Origin of the sequence: Romboutsia ilealis (assembly GCF_900015215.1) — a bacterium.
Taxonomy (GTDB): Bacteria; Bacillota; Clostridia; order Peptostreptococcales; family Peptostreptococcaceae; genus Romboutsia; species Romboutsia ilealis.
The window spans coordinates 1,302,366-1,323,778 of record NZ_LN555523.1 but is presented as its reverse complement, the minus strand read 5'-3'; the positions used below and the strand labels follow the sequence as shown (position 1 = coordinate 1,323,778).

Sequence of the window (21,413 nt, the reverse complement as noted above, 5' to 3'; positions counted from 1 at the left end):
TAGTATTTACTTCTAAGTCTTATAAACTTATTTTTTTAGGTGAATCAAATTCTTTACATGCATGTCTAAAATTTAATATATCCTAGAAAAATACTTATATAATTTCTTGTTAATTATAAAATATTTGAATGCTAAAAGGAAATTACTTAAGCATTGTTTAAATATAATATAAAAATAAATAAAAGGAGAAACAATAATGACAATCAAAGAAATGATGACTAGCAATAAACCATATATATCTAAATATGAAGAAATAGATGAGACACTAAAAGCAAAAGCAAAAAATTTACTATGGGAATTTAATAACTCAAGACCAGACGATGATAAAAGACGTAGTGAGATTTTGCAAGAATTATTAGGAACTTGTAGTACATTGACTTTTATTGAGCCAATGTTTAGATGTGATTATGGATTTAATATTCATACCGAGGGCTTAGTTTTTATAAATTATAACTGTGTTATGCTTGATACATCACCAATATATATCGGTGAAAATGCTTTTATTGGACCTGGAACTTGTTTAGCTTGTGCGGGTCATGCTATTGATGCAAAAGAACGTGGTATGGGGGTTGGAACTTCTAAGCCAATTACATTGGAAAAAGATGTATGGTTAGGTGCAAACTGCACTGTTTGTGGAGGTGTAACAATAGGTCAAGGTAGTGTGATAGGAGCAGGTAGTGTAGTTACAAAAGATATTCCACCAGGTGTTATAGCTGTTGGTAATCCTTGCAAGGTTTTAAGACCGATCACTGAAGATGATAGGATTTTGTTAAAGGATAATAATTAATGTAGATGTATTTTTAATAAAAAGGTAGTTACTTTTGATAATTAAAATAAAAAGCTTATGTAGCTATCTTTTTATTTTAATTATTGGCTATGTTTAAAAACGTTGTGATTTATTATGATAATATAATTAAAGTTTGCAATTGTTATATATTACGAAGGAAAAGTTATTTACATTCTATTTAAAGAGAAGTATCATATAATAAAATAAAGACAATAGATTGTGCTATAAGTGTAGATCAAATATAAAGGGGAGATTAATAATGGGTTTAGAAAACAAATGCAAAATAAAAAGTATTTCAAAATGCTTAGTAGATGAATTTAAAGCACAATGGAAGTTAATATGAAATAAAAAGTTGGTTGGAATATGAGGAAAAATTTTTTAAGTAAAGATAGTTTTAATATATTTGATTTATTAAGTTTAATAATTATACTAATAGGTATATTTAAACAGAACATTGTATATATACTTATAGGTACATATATACAAGTTGCTCAGAGAATACCAAGACATTTTAAGGAATATAGGAATACAAAAAAACTCAAATTATATTTTATAATAGATTTAGCTATATTTTGTATAATTACATTAATATTTATAAAAGAGCTTTTTTAGTTTATACATACTATACATATATAATATGTTCAAATGAAGTTTTTCTGATATTTTTTTTAATTTACTCTGGATAACTAATGTAGATGTATTAGTTTAAATTGGTTGAGTTGTTAAAATAGATAAATGTTTTATAAAATGTATGATACTATTTGTACAATCTCATACATCTTACTAATAAAACCTTTTAAACTTACGCGTAGCAAATAAGTACAGGAAAATTAATAATTATTGTATTAGAAAGTATGGATGGAGAGACTTTAGATAGCTTTGCAATGGATAGAATAGGAGAATTTATATTTAATTCCTTATCTAAACTTGTTGGTGATGATGTTAAAAAAAGTGAAAATACTTTAGATGAAGTAATCGAAGAGATGAAACACTTTAAGCCATACGGTAAATATTTTAAATAATATATAAGCAATGATTATATTTCAACAATAGAGGTCATTACTTATATATTATCATACAATTGTCTAATAAAGTCTATTTATTTAATTAACCTATTGTGCTAGTTAAATTTAATCGTTGAAAATACTATAGTTTAACAAGATATCTTTTGAAAGTTAGAAAACTTTATATAGCAATTTCAATTATGTTTACTAAAATAACTAGCACAACAGATTAATTACTATATTTTTAAACAATGCTAAAATAATACAATAATTATTGTTACGCCATTGTTATATAATACGAACTAAAAAATATGAGTATTTTGGTATACTCATATTTTTTACGTTATTGCTGGTCTATTTTAGTTAATATTATGATTTACTCATTTTCCATAAGTTCTTAGTCTCTTTTAGAAAAACATCTATATCCCAAGATTTAGAAGAATTTATCGTACTATTTGGGTCATTAATAGTTACTTTACCATCATCAGTTAAACCTGTTAATACAAGGAAGTGACCAGTTGAAGTAAATGTTCCAGGACCAACTGTTGCAATTATAGGATAACCTTCCTTTAAAGTTGATAAAATAGAAGATTTACTTAAAGGCAACTCCTGACTATTTAAACCAAAATGTTTAGCCCCTTCATTTATAAGGTTCCAACTAGAACCTACACCATTTACATAATAACCATTTTCATAAGCATAATCGCTTACAACTAAAGGATTAATATTAGTATTTCCAGTAAGTCCTACAGCAACCATAGCTAAAGAAGTTGGAGCACATCCATTAATGGCTATATATTCATTTCCATAGAAGTCATATCCCCACTTTTTATCCCATTGTAAAAGTAGAGGTATTTTACCAGGTGTATAATAGTCCTTTATTGAAATTTTATTAAAAATTGTTTTACCGCTGTGCTTAGGATAGTCATATACAAAATCAACAGTTTCTATATTTTTACTTAGTAACTCTAAAAGTTCAGTAGGATATTTATCTATATTATTTAATATATCCCTTACTTTATAATTAGATTTAGACTTTTCTTTTAATTTATTAATTAATTCATATTTTGAAATTGATGAATTACTATATATATCTTTAGTTTTAGTTATTTTTAAAGGTATATATATAAGTCCTAAAATTATAATAAATGGTATTAAAATTTTACCTCTAGTTAATCTTTTTTTAGTTAATCTTTTCTTAGAATAATACATAAAAACCTCCGTTTTGATTTGATTAAATTGTCAATTAGTTTATGTACTAATAATAAAGTTTAAATATTACACAAATTATAAGTAAATCTTAAGAAAACTTAAGAATCATTTATGAAATATTTAATATTAAACTTTTATATTAGATAAATGAAGGAAATAATATTATATATGTTTTAATTAAAATACTTTATTTTATTAAGTAAAATTATTTTGTGTTGTTCAAAACTACAATAAATAATAAAATCATTTTATAATGTAGAATTATTAGAATATATATTAAAAATAAACAGAGGTAAATTATTATGGTAAATAAGATTTTAGTAGTAGATGATGAAAAAGAAATAAGAAACTTAATTGAAATATATTTAAAAAACGAAGGATATGAGGTAATAAAGGCACGTGATGGTGAAGAAGCACTTGAAATTTTAGAAAAAGAAGATATTCATCTAATTATACTAGATATAATGATGCCTAAAATAGATGGAATAGAAGTATGCAAAAGAGTAAGAGAAAATTTAAGTATTCCAATCCTAATGTTAAGTGCTAAATCTGAAGATATGGATAAAATACAAGGAATAATGACTGGAGCAGATGATTATTTAACAAAACCATTTAATCCATTAGAATTATCAGTAAGAGTAAAAGCTATTCTTAGAAGAACTTATTATTTTAATAATATAAACACAAGTAAAAATATAATAAATATTGAAAACTTAACTATAGATAAAAATGAGAGAACTATTAAGGTTGATGATATAGAAATACCTTTTACATCTAGGGAATTTGATATATTATATTTACTTGCAAGCAATAGAGGAAAGGTATTTAGTTCAGAAGAAATATTCTTAAAAGTTTGGAAAGAAGATTATTATAATTCAAATAACACAGTTATGGTTCATATGAGTAGAATAAGAGAAAAATTAGATAAGTATAATGATGGACATAGTATAATAAAAACTATTTGGGGAGTTGGATATAAAATTGAAAAGTAATAAAATAATAATATTTAAATATATGATAGTAAGTGTATTTGAAGTTATTATAAGCCTAATCTTAAATATGATTGTATATTCTACTATATATAATTTTATCTATTATATATACGTGAATTATCATACACCACTACTTAATAAAATATTTAAACTTATATCTTATCTAAATTATAATGTTTTTAATGGAAATATTTATTTTATTATAGGTCTTATTACTTTCCTTTTAATATACACAGCTATAACTTATAAAAAATTCAGTAGTTTATCACAAATATCACATGACTTAGAATTAATGAGTAGAGGTGAACTTGATAGTCGTATTAAAGTTAAATCAAAGGGAGACATTGGACAAGCTGCAGACAATATAAATGAGATAGTTAAAAAACTAAAAAATATAACAATAGAAGAAAGAAATGCTCAACAAACTAAAACTGATTTAATAACTAATGTATCTCATGATTTGAGAACACCACTTACTTCTATAATCGGATATTTAAATTTAATTGAAGATGGAAAGTATAAAGATGAAGTAGAGTTAATGTATTATATAAATATAGCACATGAAAAATCTTTAAATTTAAAAGTTCTTATAAACGATTTGTTTGATTTAACTAAAATGCAAAATAAAACACAAACTATTAATAAGCAAAATTTAGATTTAATAGAGTTAATTAAACAATTAATTTCCCAGCTTAGTATTCAATTTAAAGAGTGTAATATGGAATATAGATTAGAATTTGAAGTAGACAAATTAATGATAAATGTTGATCCAATGATGTTAGTTAGAGCTTTCGAAAATTTAATAACTAATGCAATGAGATACGGGAATAAAGGACACTATATTGATATTATAGTTAATAAGGAAGAAGATAAAGCAATAATACAATTTATTAATTATGGAGAACCAATACCAATAGTTGATTTACCGTATATATTTGATAGATTTTATAGAGTTGAAAAATCAAGAAATAGTTATGACGGTGGGTCTGGTTTGGGACTAGCTATTACTAAAAATATAATTGAAACTCATGGTGGAGAAATTTCAGTAAGTAGTGATAGTAATAATACTACTTTTGAAGTTAAACTACCATTATTTTAAAATAAATAAGTGATACGATTTTTATAAATATCATAATTATTTTATAAAATTTGTTTATAGTTAAAATCTAAGGGTATATATTTAATATAATAAAGATAGAGATAAGTTAGATATTTAAAAGGAGAAATAAATATGTTAAATCAAAATACAATAGATATAATAAAAAGTACAGTTCCAGTATTAAGAGAACATGGAGTAGAAATAACAACAACTTTCTATAAGAGAATGTTTGAAAATAATCCTGAAATAAAAGCTATGTTTAATATGGCTAAACAAGAATCAGGAGAACAACCAAAGGCATTAGCAATGGCTGTATTAGCAGCTGCACAAAATATAGATAACTTAGAAGCAATATTACCAGCTGTACAAAAGATGTGCAAAGCTCACGTTAATGCAAATGTAAAACCAGAACATTACCCAATAGTAGGCGAAAACTTATTAAAAGCTATAAAAGAAGTATTAAAAGATGCTGCAACAGAAGAAGTATTAAATGCATGGGCAGAAGCTTACGAAGTTATAGCTAAAGTATTTATACAAATAGAAAAAGATATGTATATAGACCAAATATGCATAGATAACCAAATACATCAAAGAATGTAATACATTAAAGGCCCCTTTATAAAAAGGAGCCTTTATTAATGTAGTTACTATTTATAAGAAAATTATCTAATAGAGTTTATACTAAAATAAATACCTTTGTATCTATATTATATTAATTAAATATCTTCATTTTGAAGGTAATATAAGCTATAGAAATAGACTTTAAGGTTAATTAAATAATCCAAAGAGCCTTTCTCAATAACCATACCATCCTTCATAACTATAATTTATATAAAGAGGAGGATATTATGTCTAATAAAAATGTAAATCCAAATGCTAAAAAAGCTTTAGAAGAAATGAAATTAGAAATAGCAAATGAAATAGGTGTTGAAGCTAATAATAAATATGGCTCAAATAACACTTCTTATGAAAATAGTCAATTAGGTGGTAGAGTTGTTGGATTTATGAGTAAAAGATTAGTTAAAATGAGTCAACAAGCTTTACTTAAGCAGTATAATAGTAAAAATGATATATAAAAATATTGAAAAGTATATTGTTAAACTCTAAAAAGTATATTGTTAAACTCTAAAATGTGTATATAATTAATAGAACATATTTTTAGGAGGTAAACTATGATAAAGAAAATAGGTAAAATAACTATATATGTAAATAATCAAGAAGAAGCTAAAGAGTTTTGGATTGAGAAATTAGACTTTGTAATAAAACTAGAACGATCAATGGGACCTAATATGACATGGTTAGAAGTAGGTCCAAGTGAGTGTGAGTTTACTACATTTATATTATATGATAAGAAGATGATGTTAGCTCAAAAGCCATCAGCAAACGTGGAGCATCCAAATGTTATATTAAGTACAGATAACATAGAAGAAAGTTACAATGAACTTAAAGAAAAAGGTGTTGAAGTTTCAGAAATAATGACAATGCCTTATGGAAAGATGTTCTCATTTAAAGACCAAGATGGAAATGACTATTTATTAAGAGAAGATGAATTTTAATAAGTAATTTGTCGATAACTATCAAATTTAAATATTATTAAATATACTAAAAAGCCTAACTATTCACTAATTATATTAGAGTGAGTACTAGGCTTTTTTGAAGTGTTTCGCCGACACGTCGCGCAATCGAAGCGAATTTTTTATGTATAAAAGTATATTATTGTTAAAAATAAGTTTGAGGAAATTATACAAAAAATGATATAATAAACTGTCTAAAAAAGACAATTTCAATATTATAAGGGGGAGGAAATGATACCTAAGTATAGCGTTAAAAGACCATTTACTGTGGCAGTTGCAGTTGTAATGGTATTTATACTAGGGATAGTGTCTTTTTTTGATATGAAAACAGATTTATTACCTAGTATAGATCTTCCATATGCAATGGTACTTACACAGTATCCAGGAGCAAGTCCTGAAAAAGTAGAAATGTCGGTTACAAAACCTATTGAACAGGTTGTATCTACTGTAAGTGGAGTTAAGAATGTATCATCAACATCTAGCGAGAATGCTAGTATGGTTATGATAGAATTTGACCAAAATGTAAACATGGATTCGGCAATACTTGATGTAAATAGTAAATTAGATTTAGTTAAATCAAGTTTTGAAGATGGGGTTGGTTCAAGTTCAGTTATGAAATTAAACCCAGATTCAATGCCTGTTATGATGTTAAGTGTTGATATTAAAGGAATGGATATAAAAGAGTTATCAAATTATGTTAGTGAAAACATAGTTCCAAAATTTGAAAGAACAAACGGAGTAGGATCAGTTAGTGTAACTGGACTTTTAGAAGAAAAAATTCAAATTAATTTAGATAACGATAAGATTAGTTCTGTAAATAAAAAAGTAAAATCAAAAATTGATAATGAAATGGCAGAACAAGAAAAGAAATTAAAAGATTCTCAAAATCAAATAGCAAATGGAAAAAGTCAATTAGAGGAGCAATCAAAAATTCAAAAAGAAAATTTAGTTAATGCTGAAGTTGAGCTTCAATCAGCTAAGATTAAATTAGAATTATTAGCATCTCAGTTAACTTCTCAAGGAATGAACAAAGAAACATTAAATAAAACTATTGAAGATACTTCAAAAGCTCTTAAAGATGCAGAAAATAAATTAAATGACCTTCAAAATGAATTAAACAATCCTTCGCAAAATAATGAAGAGTACATAATGCAAATACAAGCTCGAATAACTGTTTTAAATACAACTATAGAGAACTTAAAACAAGGTATTACTACTGCAAAGCAAGGATTAGAAGTTTTAAATTCATTAGATAATATAAAAGAACAAGAAAAGCAACTAAAGATAGCTCAAAATAAAGTTAGTGAAGAGTTAAATAAAGCATCACTTGAATTATCACAAGGTGAATCTGAGCTTAAAAAGGCTAGTAATGAGCTAAAAGCTGCAAAAGAACAGGCTTATGAAGCATCTGATATGACAAATAAGATAACTCCAGAGATGATAAGCAATATAGTAATGGCTCAAAATTTTGCTATGCCTGCTGGATATGTTTCAGGTGATGACAGTAAACATTTAGTTAAAGTTGGGGATAAATTAAGTTCTATTGAAGAACTTGAAAACCTATTATTATTTGATATTAATGGTGTAGGAAAGATTTATTTAAAAGATGTAGCTGATATAAGTAAAGTTGATAATTCAGAAGAAACATATGCTAATATAAATGGCAATGATGGTGTTATGATATCTTTACAAAAATCTAGTGTATCATCAACTACTGAAGTAACTAAGAACATAGGTAAAACTATTGATGATATTATGAAAGAAAATGATAAAGTTAATATAACAACATTAATGGACCAGGGAATATATATAGAAATGATAATAGATAGTGTTTTAGATAACTTAATAGTTGGTGGAGCATTAGCAATTATTGTTTTATTAGTATTCTTAAAGAGCTTTAGACCAACTATAATAATAGCACTTAGTATACCGATTAGTTTATTTGTATCTATGGTACTTATGTATTTTAGTAATATAACTTTAAACATAATAAGTTTATCTGGTTTATCTCTAGGTGTAGGTATGTTGGTAGATAATAGTATAGTAGTTATTGAGAATATATCTAAAATGAGAGAAAAAGGAATGAGTGCAGCTAAGGCAAGTGTATATGGTGCTAAACAAGTATCAGGAGCGATATTTGCATCTACACTTACAACTATTTGTGTATTCCTTCCAATAGTATTTGCAGATGGTATTACTAAGCAGATATTTACTGATATGGGACTAACGATAGGATATAGTTTACTATCAAGTTTAATAGTTTCTTTAACTGTTGTTCCTGCTATGTCTTCTAAATTATTAGAAAAGGTAGAAAAAAAGCCAAGTATATTATTTGATAGACTAATTAACCTTTATGAAAAAGCACTTAGATGGGCATTAAAACATAAGGTAATTGTAATTTTACCTGTAGTTGTTTTATTAGTATTTAGTGTATATAAGATAGGGTCTATGGGGACAAGTTTTATGCCAAGTATGGACTCAACAGAAATGTCAGCAACATTAGAAATGCCAATTGGAAGCAGTAAAAAAGATACTATTAAAATGAGTGATAAAATAATAAATAATTTAATGAAAATAGATGATATTGAAACAATAGGTGCAACAGATTCTACTAATTCTATGCTTGGTCAAGCATCAGATACTACAATGTCATTTTTCATAAAATTAAAAGAAGATAAAAAACGCTCAAATACTGAAATAGCTAAGATAATAGAAGAAAGAACAAAAGACTTTGATTGTGAGTTAAAGGTTAGTGCATCTAATATGGATATGGGTGCCTTAGCAGGCTCTGGAATACAAGTTATTATTAAAGGTGAAGATTTAGATGAGTTAAAATCTATGGCCATAGATATATCAAAGGAAATTAAACCAATTAAAGGTATAAAAGAAATTACAACAGGACTTGAAAATCCAAGCAAAGAGACAAGAATAATAGTTGATAAAAATAAGGCTATGGAGTATGGTTTAACAACAGCTCAAATATATCAAACTATATCAAATGAAATAAAAACTGATACATCATCTACTATATTAACTATTGGTAGAAATGATTATCCTGTAATAGTTTCAAATGGTGATTCATTAACAAAGAATGAATTAAAGAATTTAACTATAACAGGAACTAAAGATAATGAAAAAGTTGATGTGAAAATTTCTAGTATTGTAAGTATTAGTGATGATGAAAGTTTATCTTCTATATCTCGTGAAAATCAATCTAGATATATGACAGTTACTGCAACTATTGATAGTGATTATAATGTTGGTTTAGTAGGTAAAGAAGTAAAATCAAAATTAGATAATTATAAAGTAAAAGATGGATACTCTATTGAAATAGGTGGAGAAATGGAAACTATTTCAGATGCTATGGGTGATTTAGTATTAATGATTATTTTAGCAGTGGTATTTGTTTACTTAGTAATGGTTGCTCAGTTCCAATCATTATTATCTCCATTTATAGTAATGTTTACTATACCGCTTGCATTTACTGGAGGACTATTAGCATTATTAATTACAGGTAATGATTTAAGTGTAGTTTCTATGCTAGGTTTCTTAGTTTTATCTGGAGTTGTTGTAAACAATGGTATAGTGTTTGTAGATTATGTTAATCAATTAAGAGCTACAGGTATGAGTAAAAAAGAGGCCATAATAGAAACTGGAAGAAGTCGTATAAGACCTATACTTATGACTGCTTTAACAACAATACTTGCTATGTCTACAATGGCATTAAGTAATGGTATGGGTGCAGAAATGACACAAGGGTTGGCTATAGTTTCTATAGGTGGACTTGCATATTCGACTATACTTACACTTGTGGTTATACCGATATTGTATGATTTGATGCAACGTAAGGAGTTTAGGGTGATTGATATAGAGGATTAGGATAAAGACCTTTCTGTATAAACAGAGAGGTTTTTATTATATTAGGAATAGAATAGGTTATACTTGTGGCACAAAAACACTTCTTTTCGTTATAGGTATAGATTATGAAAATACAAATAAAATAAATTTTATTAATTGTACATTTAATAAGATTATTAGTAATATAAATAATTAATATAATAGAGTAAATATTAAATTATTAAACATATTGTTATAAAAATATTAGTTAGCGAGATTTAAAAATTAATTCTTTTAAACTAGGTTTATATGAAGTATATTAAAAAATTAATTATCAGAATGGGGAGATTTATATAATGCAAAATGAAGTTGAAAGTAGTGGAGTATTTGAAACATTAATGGTAAATTCATTACAAGTTCCAGGCGTTAAAGTAAATAGAAATAAATTTCTTTATGATGCATTATCAAGATATGAACATGACTCTAAAAAGATATCTAATGCTATAAGTACAAATCCTATAGACGCTGGAATAGATAAAAAAACTTTAGATAAAGTGGCTAAATATACAATAAATAAAACAACTGCTATAAGTTCTGGAGCATCATTTGCAGCAGGTTTACCAGGGGGATTTGCTATGATGGCTAGTATACCAGCTGATGTAGCGCAGTATTTTGGGATGTCAATTAGGTTAGCTCAAGAATTAGCATATATATATGGAGAAGAAGATTTATTTAATGGAACAGAAATAGATGATTCTAGAGTTAGGCAAACATTAATAGCATATATAGGAGTAATGTTTGGTGTTCAAGGTGCATCAGAAGTTGTAAGAATAATATCAACACAATTATCAAAAACAGCGTTAAAGAGACTACCTCAAAAAGCCTTAACAAAAACATTTTATTATCCAATAATAAAAAATATAGGTAAGATTTTATCAGTAAAAGTTACTAAGGATAGCTTTGCTAAGGGTGTATCTAAAGTAATTCCTATAGTTGGTGGTGTTGCATCTGGTGGAATGACATTTTTTTCATTAAGACCAATGGGAAAGAAATTACAAGAGTGTTTATCGGAATCAAAATTTAATTATGATGAAAATCTTATGAAGAAAGATATCGAGACAATAGAAAAATTTTCAGAAAATGAAGGTATAATAGATGTAGAATATACGGATTCATTTGATGAAGATACAATTAATAATAAGTCTGAAAGTATACTTAATGAATGTTACAGAGAAGAAACATCATTAGAAAAAAATATTGACATAAAAGATGAATTAGAAAAGTGTAAAGAGCTTGTTGAGCAAGGATTAATAAATGAAGAGGATGCTAATAAAATAAAAAATGAACTCTTAAAAAAATATTATAAACTAGATTAATTTTTTTCAGTATTTAACCAATAATCAAAATTAGTAAATAAAAATATAATCTTTTAGTAATGATTAAAATTAAAAATATATCCATTTATATAGATTGTTTTTCTTTGTTATATCATTAGCTATATATATTTAAATATTTTGAATTAAGGTGATAATTATGAAAAAAATAGCTAGTATGAAAAATACTAAAATATGTGCATTTTATATTAATTGGTACGATACATGTAATTCTAATTTAAGACCAGTTAATACTGTTGCAGGTCTTTGGGAATATGAACATAATGCAATGTGTAAATGCTTATTAAGAAATGCAAATATGTATGCTTGGGCATCATGTCCTAAGTTTAAACGTAAATTCTAAATAATTAAGAGGAAAATTTTATTGTAAAACTTAAGATATAGAGTATTATTGTAAAACCTTTCTGTGTAAACAGAGAGGTTTTTTATTTAGAAAAAAGAAGAATTTATATAAGCTATATTTGATGATATAAAAAACTGACAATTATTAGATGTCAGTTAAGGTAGATATTATGAAACTCAAATAGCTTTTTAAGACAAATTTAGCGTTACCAAAGACCTATTTTAGCGTTACCAAAGGCGTTACCAAAAAAAGTACTTTGGTAACGCTTATTTAAAAAAGGTGTTACCGAAAAATTTATGGTAACACCTCTGGTAACGCCTTTGGTAACGGGTGAAATGTGTAAATTTCAACGAAAATAGCTAGTGTTACCAAAGAGACGAAAAAACCTTAGAGGTTGTCTAAGTAGGCAAAATTAAAGAAAAATTACCTCTAATTAGAAAAAAGTTTAGGGTTTAAGTTTTATGGTAACGGTAAAAAGTAATATGGATATTTTTTATCATTAAATGATTATATTAAATTAAAAATTTTGGTAATATAAAATATATTATATATAAAATAGAAAAACTAAATGAAGTTTAATTATATATAAATTAAATATTACAAAAACTTGAGAAAAGAGGTAAAGAAAATGAAAAGGATGGCAGTACATGATGGAACTTTTCATGCAGATGATGTATTTGGTGTAGCGCTTATGCAGTCTATATATAATGATTTAGAAATAATAAGAACAAGAGATGAAGAATTACTAAAAACTTGTGATATCATATCAGATGTAGGAAATGGAAAGTATGATCACCATCAAGTTGATAAAATAAGAAGAGAAAATGGAATACCTTACTGTGGATTTGGGTTATTATGGAGAGATTTTGGTATATCATATATAAATGCAAAATTCCCAGAGTTAGTTGATTTAAAAGAGCAACAAGAGGTAGCAGAGAAAGTAGACACTATATTTATTCAACAAATAGATGCAGATGATAATGGTGTAGATGTTATGACTAGTCAAGTTCCAATTATGACACTTTGTGATATTATCTATACTTTTATACCTACTGGTGCTGGAAAAGATGAAGTAGAAAAAGGATTTTTTGAAGCAGTAGAGTTTGCAAAAAAAATACTATATAAGATAACAAAGAAATTCGTAGATAGTTATGAAAACTATAGAATGATTAAAAATGAACTTGAAAAACAAAATGTACAACAATCTCATATTTTAGTATTAGAAAAATCAGTTCCATGGAAAGATACTGTACTTGAACTTGATAGAAATGAAAATGTATTATATGTAGTATATCAAGATGTAACAGGGTCATGGTGTACACAAACTGTGCCAAAGGAAGTTAATAGCTTTGCTGCTAGAAAAGATTTACCAAAAACATGGGGTGGATTAAATAATGATGATTTATCTAAGCTTACTGGGATAGAGAATTGTATATTCTGTCATCCAGCTTTATTTATTTGTGGGAATAAGACTAAAGAAGGAGCTATATCAATGGCAAAGGTAGCTGTTAAAAATAAAATAGATTAGTAATTAAATATTATTTGATTTATCAAGTCCAGGACCTAATAATCATGATACTAAAATAGATATTAATCCACCATCTTTTGAAACTCCTATAAAAAAATAAATATGAATTTAATTAATAGAGCTCTCTTGTAGAGTTCTTTCTTATTTTAATATAATATTATTGAAAAAGAAGAAATATATATAAATAAAAAAGAAAATGTAAAAAATATAATAAAATATATAGACAAAATATAAAAAATATTATAATATACAGTTAATAGATTTCCCTCCAAATTCTTCTAACGTAACGGGAAATTTATTAAATAAGGCACTAGACTTAATTGTTTAGTGCCTTATTTTTATATTCCATAAAAAATTTACCATAATAAACCAAACCAATAAATGCAATTAATGTAAATTTGTCGCTAAATGTAGAATTTCTAATCTATTTATACTAATATGTTTAAAAGGACAACTAAGGATAAGGAGACAGTATAAATGAAACTTCTAAAAAGAAACATATTAGCAATAACGTTAGCCTCGATGCACATAATGGGTAGCGGGTATAATGTAAATGCATTAGAAACAAAAACAAAATCGAATAATATAGTTAGAACAATTACTTATATGGAAGTAACAGGTAACTCAGTTAACGTTAGAACAGGACCATCAACTTCATATACATCTATAATGAAATTAAATAAAGGAGATAAAGTAGAGTATATAAGTAGTAGTGGTAATTGGTCTAAAGTTAGATATAATGAAAAAGAGGGATATATTAGCAATACTTATATAAAGTCAGTTTCAACAACTTCTACATCTACTGATATAAGACAAATAACAGGAAATTCAGTAAACTTTAGAAAAGGGCCAGGAACAAATTATTCTGTTATAAGAAGCTTCCAAAAAGGAACAAAAGTTGAATTTATATCAAAAGAAAATGATTGGGTAAAAGTTAATTATAATGGAACTGTAGGATATGTATTTAGTAAATATGTATCAGATAAAACAAATACTGATGATAATACACATATAACAAAATATGTAACAGGTAATTCGGTTAATGTTAGAACAGGGCCATCAACTTCATATACATCTATTATGAAATTAAACAAAGGAGATAAAGTAGAGTATATAAGTAGTAGTGGTAATTGGTCTAAAATAATGTATAATGGAAAAACTGGATATATGAGTAGTCAATATTTATCAACTACAAATCCAATAGAAAATACTAAACCCGAAACGCAGGGAGAAGTGTTATTCCCAGATTGGTTTAAAGAAGGAAAAAACATATTAGTAAGAGATGATTATGCATCAAATTTAAACAATGCTTTTACTGTTGAGGATTATAATACTGGAAAGAAATTTAAATTAATAAGAACTGGTGGAACAAATCATGCTGATGTAGAGCCTCTTACAGCAGTAGATACAGCTACAATGAAGAGTATATGGGGTGGATTTAGTTGGACTAGAAGACCTGTATTAGTTCATGTTAATGGAAAAGTATATGGAGCTTCAATGACTGGTATGCCTCATTCAGGATTAGATAGTGAACCTGCTAGAGAATATACAAGCAAAAATAGAAGTGACAATTATGGCCCAGGAATAAATTATGATTCTGTAAAGAATAATGGTGCAGATGGACATGTGGATATACACTTTTTAAACTCTAAAACTCATAGTTCTAATAAATTAGATACAGCACATCAAAATAATATACAAATGTTAATGAATAAATTTAAATAAATTTTATATAAAGTTAGATATAATTTATATTGAAAAATCACCTAGTAGGAAAGAGCTTTAAATAAACTTTAAATACGGTAAATAAAAAAATAGAACCTAATTAAATTAGGTTCTATTTTTTTATATGGCTATGTTTTAACACAATGTTGAAATTAGATAAATTTTGAATAATAAAAAATCAAGAGTTGTATGAATAATCAAATACAACTCTTGATTTAGTTCGCATTATATTAAAATTATTTATCTTCAAATAATATATATTATTTAAACTCTTTGCTATAACTTATAGCAATAATACTATCCTTATGTATTTCATCAATATCTTTATTACTAAAATCATTTGCATAACGTAAATCAACTCTAAAGTTTCCTTTAGAAGATGTATAATACTTGTACTCCGTATTTAGTTCTTTATTTAGTGTATAATCAACTTCCTCTATATCATCTGGTAATACCTTTTTCGCTAACTCTATAGCCTCTTCATAAGTAAAATTAAATACATTTCCTTCTGATATATATGAATAGCCTTCTAATATAGTTTTGTATGAAGTATCACTATTTGGTTGTTCTGCTATATATATTTTACTCATATTATCAGGGTTATTATTATGCTCCTCTACTAGAGCTTCTATATCTATAGCATCATAATTTAATTTTTGTTTATCTACATTATTATATCTCTCATTAATAATTTCTATATCAATTTCCCCAGTATCTAAATTAGCATATGGTACATCATGCTCTATATCATCTAAACTAGCTTTATTTAATTCATTTTGTTCTTGTTTAGACTCAACTTTCATATTTTGATTACTATTTGTATTGCTACATCCTACAAATAATAATGATATTATGGATATAGTAATTAAAATTTTTCTTTTTATCTTCATATTTTCTGATTTTACCCCCCTTTTCAAAATTTATATAAATGTTTGTGTATATTATAGATATTACATCAAATATCAATATCTTTGTATATTTTTTATAAATTTTATATATTATCTCATACAATTATATACCATATCTTTTTAATTCGTATTAAATAACAATTGCGAAGTAAATTATATTGTATCATTTTCAACATTCATTTAAAACATAGCCTTTTATATAATTACATTTATATAGTATTTATTATATTAATTTTAACATTACTATTAATAAATTATTTTATAAAGAAGTTTCTTTTAAAACTATACCTTCATTTCTTTCAACTAAATGTCTGATAGACCACTCATTTTGCAATAATACTGCTTGAGTTCTATTTTTATCTTCAACAAGTATAGTATCCATTGGCATTGAAATTCTATCTGACTTAACAGAACCATGCTCAATCCAACGTATATAACGATAAGGTAGAGGATTCATTATTATATCAACACCATATTCTTGCTTTAGACGATATTCTAAAACTTCAAATTGTAAAACTCCAACAACTCCTACAATAAGTTCTTCCATACCAAAGTTAGGTTCTTTGAATATTTGTATAGCACCTTCTTCTGATAATTGAGTAAGACCTTTTACAAATTGCTTTCTCTTAAGAGCATTTTTTGTAGATATTCTTGCAAAGTGTTCAGGAGCAAATTGCGGTATACCAGTATATTGTAAATTTGATTGTTTTTCACTTAATGTATCCCCAATATTAAATATTCCTGGATCGTGTATACCTATTATATCACCTGGGTAAGCAGAATCTATTATAACACGGTCTTGAGCCACGAATTGTTGTGGTTGTGAAAGTTTAATCTTTTTATTTCTTTGTACATGAGTTACTGACATACCTTTTTCGAACTTACCAGAGCAAATTCTTAAGAAGGCTATTCTATCTCTATGATTTTTATCCATATTAGCTTGTATCTTAAATATAAATCCCGAGAAGTTATTAGAGTTAGGATCTATATCACCTAAGTTACTGCTACGAGGAGTTGGTGGTGGTGTTATTTCTAGGAATGATTCTAAAAATGGCTCAACACCAAAGTTAGTAAGGGCACTTCCGAAAAATACAGGTGTTAATTCACCACTTAATATTTTCTCTAAATCAAAGTTATCACCAGCAATATCTAAAAGCTCAATATCCTCTAGTAATTTATTGTGAAGAGCATCACCTAATAAAGTATTAAACTTTTCATCAGATACTTCCCCAGTTATAGAGTTAGCTATAGATTGTCCATGGTTACCATCATCAAATAGTTCTATTTGGTTTTTATGACGGTTAAATACACCTTTAAAGTCTTTACCAGAACCTATTGGCCAGTTTACTGGACAAGAACGAATTCCTAAAACATTTTCAATATCTTCAAGTAATTCAAATGGATCTTTTCCTTGACGGTCCATTTTGTTTATAAATGTGAATATTGGAATTCCTCTCATTTTACAAACGTGGAATAATTTTTTTGTTTGGTCCTCAACTCCTTTAGCAGAGTCAATAACCATTACAGCACTGTCAGCTGCCATTAATGTTCTATAAGTGTCTTCACTGAAATCTTGATGTCCTGGAGTATCAAGTATATTTATACAAAAGTTATTATATTCAAATTGAAGAACACTTGATGCAACAGATATACCTCTTTGTTTTTCAATTTCCATCCAGTCAGATACTGCATGTTTTTGAGATTTTCTAGATTTAACTGAACCTGCTTCACGAATAGCTCCACCATATAATAGGAATTTTTCAGTTAATGTAGTTTTTCCCGCATCGGGATGTGAGATTATTGCAAAGGTTCTTCTTCTTTTAACCTCGTCAACCAAGTTTAAATTTTGTTCTGTCATTTTTTATCATCCTTTATTTTAATTTTATGATTATTTAAATATAAAAAGCTATAATCTTATTGATATTATAACTTTATTTAAAAACTGTCAATATTAAAAGTAAAGGTAAATTTAAAGTAGCCATAAGTAAAAAGATTTGTAAAATACTACTTTCAGGGTTGATTTTTATGTAAAAAAATAATTAAATTAATCAAAATATAGTAACAAATCTAAAATAATATCCATATAATTGAACTTATTAACTAGCACAATGAGTTAAATTAGTCTTTTATTTATAGATAAAATTATTTAAATAGAATTATATACTAATAGATTAGGAAGATTAATTAAAATTAAATATTTTCAATTTCCAAAGTATATCATTTGTTTTGTCTTAGATAAGTAGTCAAATTTCTTCATAAGCATTTTAATTGTCAGTCAAAATAACATTAAAAAATATATGTATATATGAAAAAATTTACTTTTATATAAAATTAATAGATTAAATATATTTACAAAATAATAAAATAAATATAAAATATAAGAAGTTAAGTTAAACTTAACCTTTTACAGTTGTGGATAAAATTTACAACTGACACTAAACTGACATTTTAGTATTTTTAACACTTGAAAGTATTGAAAATATTGATGTTTAAAATTTAATTAAAACTTGTTCGAGAACCTCCAAGTATAAAAAACTAAGGTATTTATATAGTGGCAGTATATAAGATTTACCCTTAGATACGGCTTTTTTTATGCAAAAAAGCGTATAGGTTCTCCTTGAAATAATGAGGAGGAGATAAAAATGGAAAAAAGAAAAGTAATAATTGATTGTGACCCAGGGATAGATGACTCTCTGGCAATACTTCTAGCACTAAACTCACCTGAACTAGAAGTACTAGGACTTACAGTAACAAGCGGAAATGTACCCGCACGATTAGGAGCAAAAAATGCTCTAAAAGCACTTCAAATGTGTCAAAGACTTGACATACCAGTATATATAGGAGAGGAATTACCTCTTGAAAGAGAACTTGTAACAGCACAGGATACTCATGGAGAAGATGGTGTTGGAGAAAACTTCTATGAAGATGTAGATGCAAAAATACTTTACGGTGGAGTAGACTTTATAATTGATACTTTAAAAAATAACAAAGATGTATCAATAATAGCACTAGGACCACTAACAAATATTGCCAAGGCAATAATGAAAGATAAAAAAGCATTTGATAACCTAGATGAATTTATATCTATGGGAGGAGCATTTAGAATTCATGGAAATTGTTCACCAGTAGCAGAGTTTAATTACTGGGTAGACCCACATGGGGCTGATTATGTTTACAAGAACTTACCTAAAAAAATTCACATGGTTGGACTTGATGTAACTAGAAAAATAGTTTTAACGCCTAATATTATAGAGTTTATTAATAGACTTGATAAGGATATGGCAAAATATATAACAGAAATAACTAGATTTTATATAGATTTCCATTGGGAACAAGAAGGAATAATAGGATGTGTAATAAATGATCCTTTAGCTGTGGCATACTTTATTGATAGAAGTTTATGCAAAGGATTTGATTCTTATGTAGAAGTTGTTCACGATGGGGTAGCAGTAGGTCAATCTATAGTTGACTCATTTAACTTCTATAAAAATGAACCTAATTCATATGTATTAACTGAAGTTGATGAAAAAGCATTTATGAAAATGTTCTTAAAGAGAATATTTAAAGAACATGAAAGTGTTATAGACTCTATAAAGGGGGTTATATAACAATGAATAAAACTGTAAATGTTAAAAATATTACCTTAATATCTATGGGGATAGCTTTAAATGTAGTTGGGGCATTTATTGCTCTTAATTTAAGGCTTCCAATATATTTAGATTCTATAGGAACAATACTAATAGCTTGTATGCTTGGACCAAAGTATGCAGTAATAACAGGAGTAGGTGGAAGTTTAGTAAGTGGAATGACTTTTGATATATACTCACTTTACTTTGCACCAGTTCAAATAACTACAGGATACTTAGCAGGACTTATGTATAAAAAAGGTATGTTAAAAGGAGTTAAAACACTTTTAGGAACATTTATATTTACCTTACCAACAAGTATAATAAGTGCAACAATTGCAGCATTTTTATTTGGTGGAGTAACATCTTCAGGTTCTTCATACATAGTTCAAATATTAAGTCATTTTAACGTTCCAGTTGTAGTTGGTGTATTTGTAACACAAGTATTTACAGATTATGCAGATAAGTTTTTGGCAGTTGTATTAGTTGGTATAGTAGTAAATTCTATGCCTAAAGCATTAAAAACTTCTATGACAACGAATAAATAAGGAGACAATATGGATAGATACAGTGAAATAACTAACAAAAATCAACGTGAAATAGTATTACTAAAAGCTTTTCCATGTGCATGGGGAAAGTGTAGCTTTTGTGATTATATATTAGATAACTCAAATTTTGAAGATGAAATAAATAAAGTAAACTTTGAAGTTTTAGAAAATATAACAGGAAAGTATAAAGTTTTAGAAGTTATAAATTCAGGAAGTTGTTTTGAACTTCCAAAGGATACTTTAGCTAGGATAAAAGAAATAATAAAGGAAAAGAAAATAGAAAAATTATTTTTAGAAAGTCATTGGGCTTATAAAAATAGAATTCAAGAAATGAGAGATTATTTTGAAATACCTATAACTTTTAAGATAGGTGTTGAAACTTTTGATTATGATTTTAGAAATGGATATTTAAATAAAAATGCCAAGTTTAAAACTGTTGAGGAGTTAAAGGAATATTTTGATTCTCCTTGTATTATGGTAGGTATTAAGGGGCAAACTAAGGAAATGATTGATAGAGATATGGAGATTGTTTTAAATAATTTTGATCATGCTACTATAAATGTTTTTGTAAATAACACTTCAAGTGTTAAAAGGGATGGGGAACTTGTTAATTGGTTTGCTAATAAGTATAAGCATTTAGTTGATAATCCTAATATAGAAGTACTTTTTAATAACACAGATTTTGGTGTTGGGGATTAAGATAGGCTTTGTTAGACAATTGTATGAGAAGTTAGAAATAAAAATAATTAAATCTTAGTATTTTCAAGATGTTTATACTAAGATTTAGTTATTTTTTAGTTGGTAAAGAATTCAATAAGGTTTATAATAAAGGATGA

18 protein-coding genes and 1 riboswitch are annotated in these 21,413 nt (G+C 26.5%); of the genes, 15 read left to right on the top strand and 3 right to left on the bottom strand.

Going from position 1 to position 21,413, the window contains the following annotated elements; all coding sequences use genetic code 11:
* Window positions 1–196: 196 nt before the first annotated feature.
* Window positions 197–787 (top strand): sugar O-acetyltransferase, encoded by a 591-nt coding sequence (locus CRIB_RS06195; RefSeq protein WP_180701539.1) that lies wholly within the window; start codon window positions 197–199, stop codon window positions 785–787.
* 854 nt (window positions 788–1,641) lie between these two features.
* On the top strand, window positions 1,642–1,809 hold the full coding sequence (locus CRIB_RS06190; RefSeq protein WP_180701538.1) for a hypothetical protein: 168 nt from the start codon (window positions 1,642–1,644) through the stop codon (window positions 1,807–1,809).
* 351 nt (window positions 1,810–2,160) lie between these two features.
* Here CRIB_RS06190 and CRIB_RS06185 read toward each other — a convergent pair whose 3' ends face one another.
* Window positions 2,161–3,003 carry a C39 family peptidase gene (locus CRIB_RS06185; protein ID WP_180701537.1) on the bottom strand — a complete coding sequence of 281 codons (843 nt, stop codon included), beginning with the start codon at window positions 3,001–3,003 and terminating at the stop codon, window positions 2,161–2,163.
* Between the two features lie 302 nt (window positions 3,004–3,305).
* On the opposite strand from CRIB_RS06185, the gene CRIB_RS06180 reads away from it, so the two are divergent.
* From CRIB_RS06180 to CRIB_RS06135, 10 genes are all read left to right on the top strand, one after another.
* A complete protein-coding gene (locus CRIB_RS06180; RefSeq protein WP_180701536.1) occupies window positions 3,306–3,995 on the top strand; it encodes a response regulator transcription factor in 690 nt (229 codons plus the stop codon).
* The gene (locus CRIB_RS06175) at window positions 3,985–5,094 is read left to right on the top strand and encodes a sensor histidine kinase (RefSeq protein WP_180701535.1); all 1,110 of its coding nucleotides are present in this window, start codon (window positions 3,985–3,987) and stop codon (window positions 5,092–5,094) included. Before CRIB_RS06180 ends, CRIB_RS06175 begins: the two co-directional genes overlap by 11 nt.
* A 132-nt stretch (window positions 5,095–5,226) precedes the next feature.
* The gene (locus CRIB_RS06170) at window positions 5,227–5,694 is read left to right on the top strand and encodes a globin domain-containing protein (protein ID WP_180701534.1); all 468 of its coding nucleotides are present in this window, start codon (window positions 5,227–5,229) and stop codon (window positions 5,692–5,694) included.
* A 248-nt stretch (window positions 5,695–5,942) separates the two neighbouring features.
* Window positions 5,943–6,170 (top strand): alpha/beta-type small acid-soluble spore protein, encoded by a 228-nt coding sequence (locus CRIB_RS06165; protein WP_180701533.1) that lies wholly within the window; start codon window positions 5,943–5,945, stop codon window positions 6,168–6,170.
* 96 nt (window positions 6,171–6,266) lie between these two features.
* Complete coding sequence (locus CRIB_RS06160; protein WP_180701532.1) at window positions 6,267–6,650, top strand: VOC family protein; 384 nt, start codon at window positions 6,267–6,269, stop codon at window positions 6,648–6,650.
* Between the two features lie 249 nt (window positions 6,651–6,899).
* Window positions 6,900–10,547 (top strand): efflux RND transporter permease subunit, encoded by a 3,648-nt coding sequence (locus tag CRIB_RS06155; protein ID WP_180701531.1) that lies wholly within the window; start codon window positions 6,900–6,902, stop codon window positions 10,545–10,547.
* Between the two features lie 314 nt (window positions 10,548–10,861).
* Window positions 10,862–11,881, top strand: a complete 1,020-nt coding sequence (locus CRIB_RS06150) for a bacteriochlorophyll 4-vinyl reductase (RefSeq protein ID WP_180701530.1) — start codon at window positions 10,862–10,864, stop codon at window positions 11,879–11,881.
* A 157-nt stretch (window positions 11,882–12,038) separates the two neighbouring features.
* Window positions 12,039–12,242: a hypothetical protein gene (locus CRIB_RS06145; RefSeq protein WP_180701529.1), complete on the top strand. Its 204-nt coding sequence runs from the start codon at window positions 12,039–12,041 to the stop codon at window positions 12,240–12,242.
* A 628-nt stretch (window positions 12,243–12,870) separates the two neighbouring features.
* Window positions 12,871–13,770 (top strand): MYG1 family protein, encoded by a 900-nt coding sequence (locus CRIB_RS06140; RefSeq protein WP_180701528.1) that lies wholly within the window; start codon window positions 12,871–12,873, stop codon window positions 13,768–13,770.
* A 477-nt stretch (window positions 13,771–14,247) separates the two neighbouring features.
* Window positions 14,248–15,495, top strand: a complete 1,248-nt coding sequence (locus tag CRIB_RS06135; protein WP_180701527.1) for an SH3 domain-containing protein — start codon at window positions 14,248–14,250, stop codon at window positions 15,493–15,495.
* Between the two features lie 260 nt (window positions 15,496–15,755).
* Here the strand turns inward: CRIB_RS06135 and CRIB_RS06130 are convergent, their stop codons facing one another.
* Complete coding sequence (locus CRIB_RS06130; RefSeq protein WP_180701526.1) at window positions 15,756–16,385, bottom strand: hypothetical protein; 630 nt, start codon at window positions 16,383–16,385, stop codon at window positions 15,756–15,758.
* A gap of 277 nt (window positions 16,386–16,662) precedes the next feature.
* Window positions 16,663–18,261, bottom strand: coding sequence for a peptide chain release factor 3 (locus CRIB_RS06125; protein WP_180701525.1), 1,599 nt, complete (start codon window positions 18,259–18,261; stop codon window positions 16,663–16,665).
* A gap of 642 nt (window positions 18,262–18,903) precedes the next feature.
* A riboswitch (PreQ1 riboswitch) is annotated at window positions 18,904–18,948 on the top strand.
* Between the two features lie 97 nt (window positions 18,949–19,045).
* Here CRIB_RS06125 and CRIB_RS06120 point away from each other — a divergent pair.
* The 3 genes from CRIB_RS06120 to CRIB_RS06110 are packed head-to-tail and all read left to right on the top strand — an operon-like array spanning window position 19,046 to window position 21,276.
* Window positions 19,046–20,011 carry a nucleoside hydrolase gene (locus CRIB_RS06120; RefSeq protein WP_180701524.1) on the top strand — a complete coding sequence of 322 codons (966 nt, stop codon included), beginning with the start codon at window positions 19,046–19,048 and terminating at the stop codon, window positions 20,009–20,011.
* A 2-nt stretch (window positions 20,012–20,013) separates the two neighbouring features.
* Complete coding sequence (locus CRIB_RS06115; RefSeq protein ID WP_180701523.1) at window positions 20,014–20,577, top strand: ECF transporter S component; 564 nt, start codon at window positions 20,014–20,016, stop codon at window positions 20,575–20,577.
* Window positions 20,578–20,586: 9 nt separating this feature from the next.
* Complete coding sequence (locus CRIB_RS06110; protein ID WP_180701522.1) at window positions 20,587–21,276, top strand: radical SAM protein; 690 nt, start codon at window positions 20,587–20,589, stop codon at window positions 21,274–21,276.
* Window positions 21,277–21,413 lie beyond the last annotated feature (137 nt).

Coding starts and splice junctions, on each gene's coding strand:
- CRIB_RS06185 (WP_180701537.1), bottom strand. CDS start 3,003: ATGTATTATTCTAAGAAAAGATTAACTAAAAAAAGATTAACTAGAGGT.
- CRIB_RS06125 (WP_180701525.1), bottom strand. CDS start 18,261: ATGACAGAACAAAATTTAAACTTGGTTGACGAGGTTAAAAGAAGAAGA.
- CRIB_RS06180 (WP_180701536.1), top strand. CDS start 3,306: ATGGTAAATAAGATTTTAGTAGTAGATGATGAAAAAGAAATAAGAAAC.
- CRIB_RS06120 (WP_180701524.1), top strand. CDS start 19,046: ATGGAAAAAAGAAAAGTAATAATTGATTGTGACCCAGGGATAGATGAC.
- CRIB_RS06150 (WP_180701530.1), top strand. CDS start 10,862: ATGCAAAATGAAGTTGAAAGTAGTGGAGTATTTGAAACATTAATGGTA.
- CRIB_RS06190 (WP_180701538.1), top strand. CDS start 1,642: ATGGATGGAGAGACTTTAGATAGCTTTGCAATGGATAGAATAGGAGAA.
- CRIB_RS06110 (WP_180701522.1), top strand. CDS start 20,587: ATGGATAGATACAGTGAAATAACTAACAAAAATCAACGTGAAATAGTA.
- CRIB_RS06170 (WP_180701534.1), top strand. CDS start 5,227: ATGTTAAATCAAAATACAATAGATATAATAAAAAGTACAGTTCCAGTA.
- CRIB_RS06135 (WP_180701527.1), top strand. CDS start 14,248: ATGAAACTTCTAAAAAGAAACATATTAGCAATAACGTTAGCCTCGATG.
- CRIB_RS06140 (WP_180701528.1), top strand. CDS start 12,871: ATGAAAAGGATGGCAGTACATGATGGAACTTTTCATGCAGATGATGTA.
- CRIB_RS06130 (WP_180701526.1), bottom strand. CDS start 16,385: ATGAAGATAAAAAGAAAAATTTTAATTACTATATCCATAATATCATTA.
- CRIB_RS06145 (WP_180701529.1), top strand. CDS start 12,039: ATGAAAAAAATAGCTAGTATGAAAAATACTAAAATATGTGCATTTTAT.
- CRIB_RS06155 (WP_180701531.1), top strand. CDS start 6,900: ATGATACCTAAGTATAGCGTTAAAAGACCATTTACTGTGGCAGTTGCA.
- CRIB_RS06165 (WP_180701533.1), top strand. CDS start 5,943: ATGTCTAATAAAAATGTAAATCCAAATGCTAAAAAAGCTTTAGAAGAA.
- CRIB_RS06195 (WP_180701539.1), top strand. CDS start 197: ATGACAATCAAAGAAATGATGACTAGCAATAAACCATATATATCTAAA.
- CRIB_RS06160 (WP_180701532.1), top strand. CDS start 6,267: ATGATAAAGAAAATAGGTAAAATAACTATATATGTAAATAATCAAGAA.
- CRIB_RS06115 (WP_180701523.1), top strand. CDS start 20,014: ATGAATAAAACTGTAAATGTTAAAAATATTACCTTAATATCTATGGGG.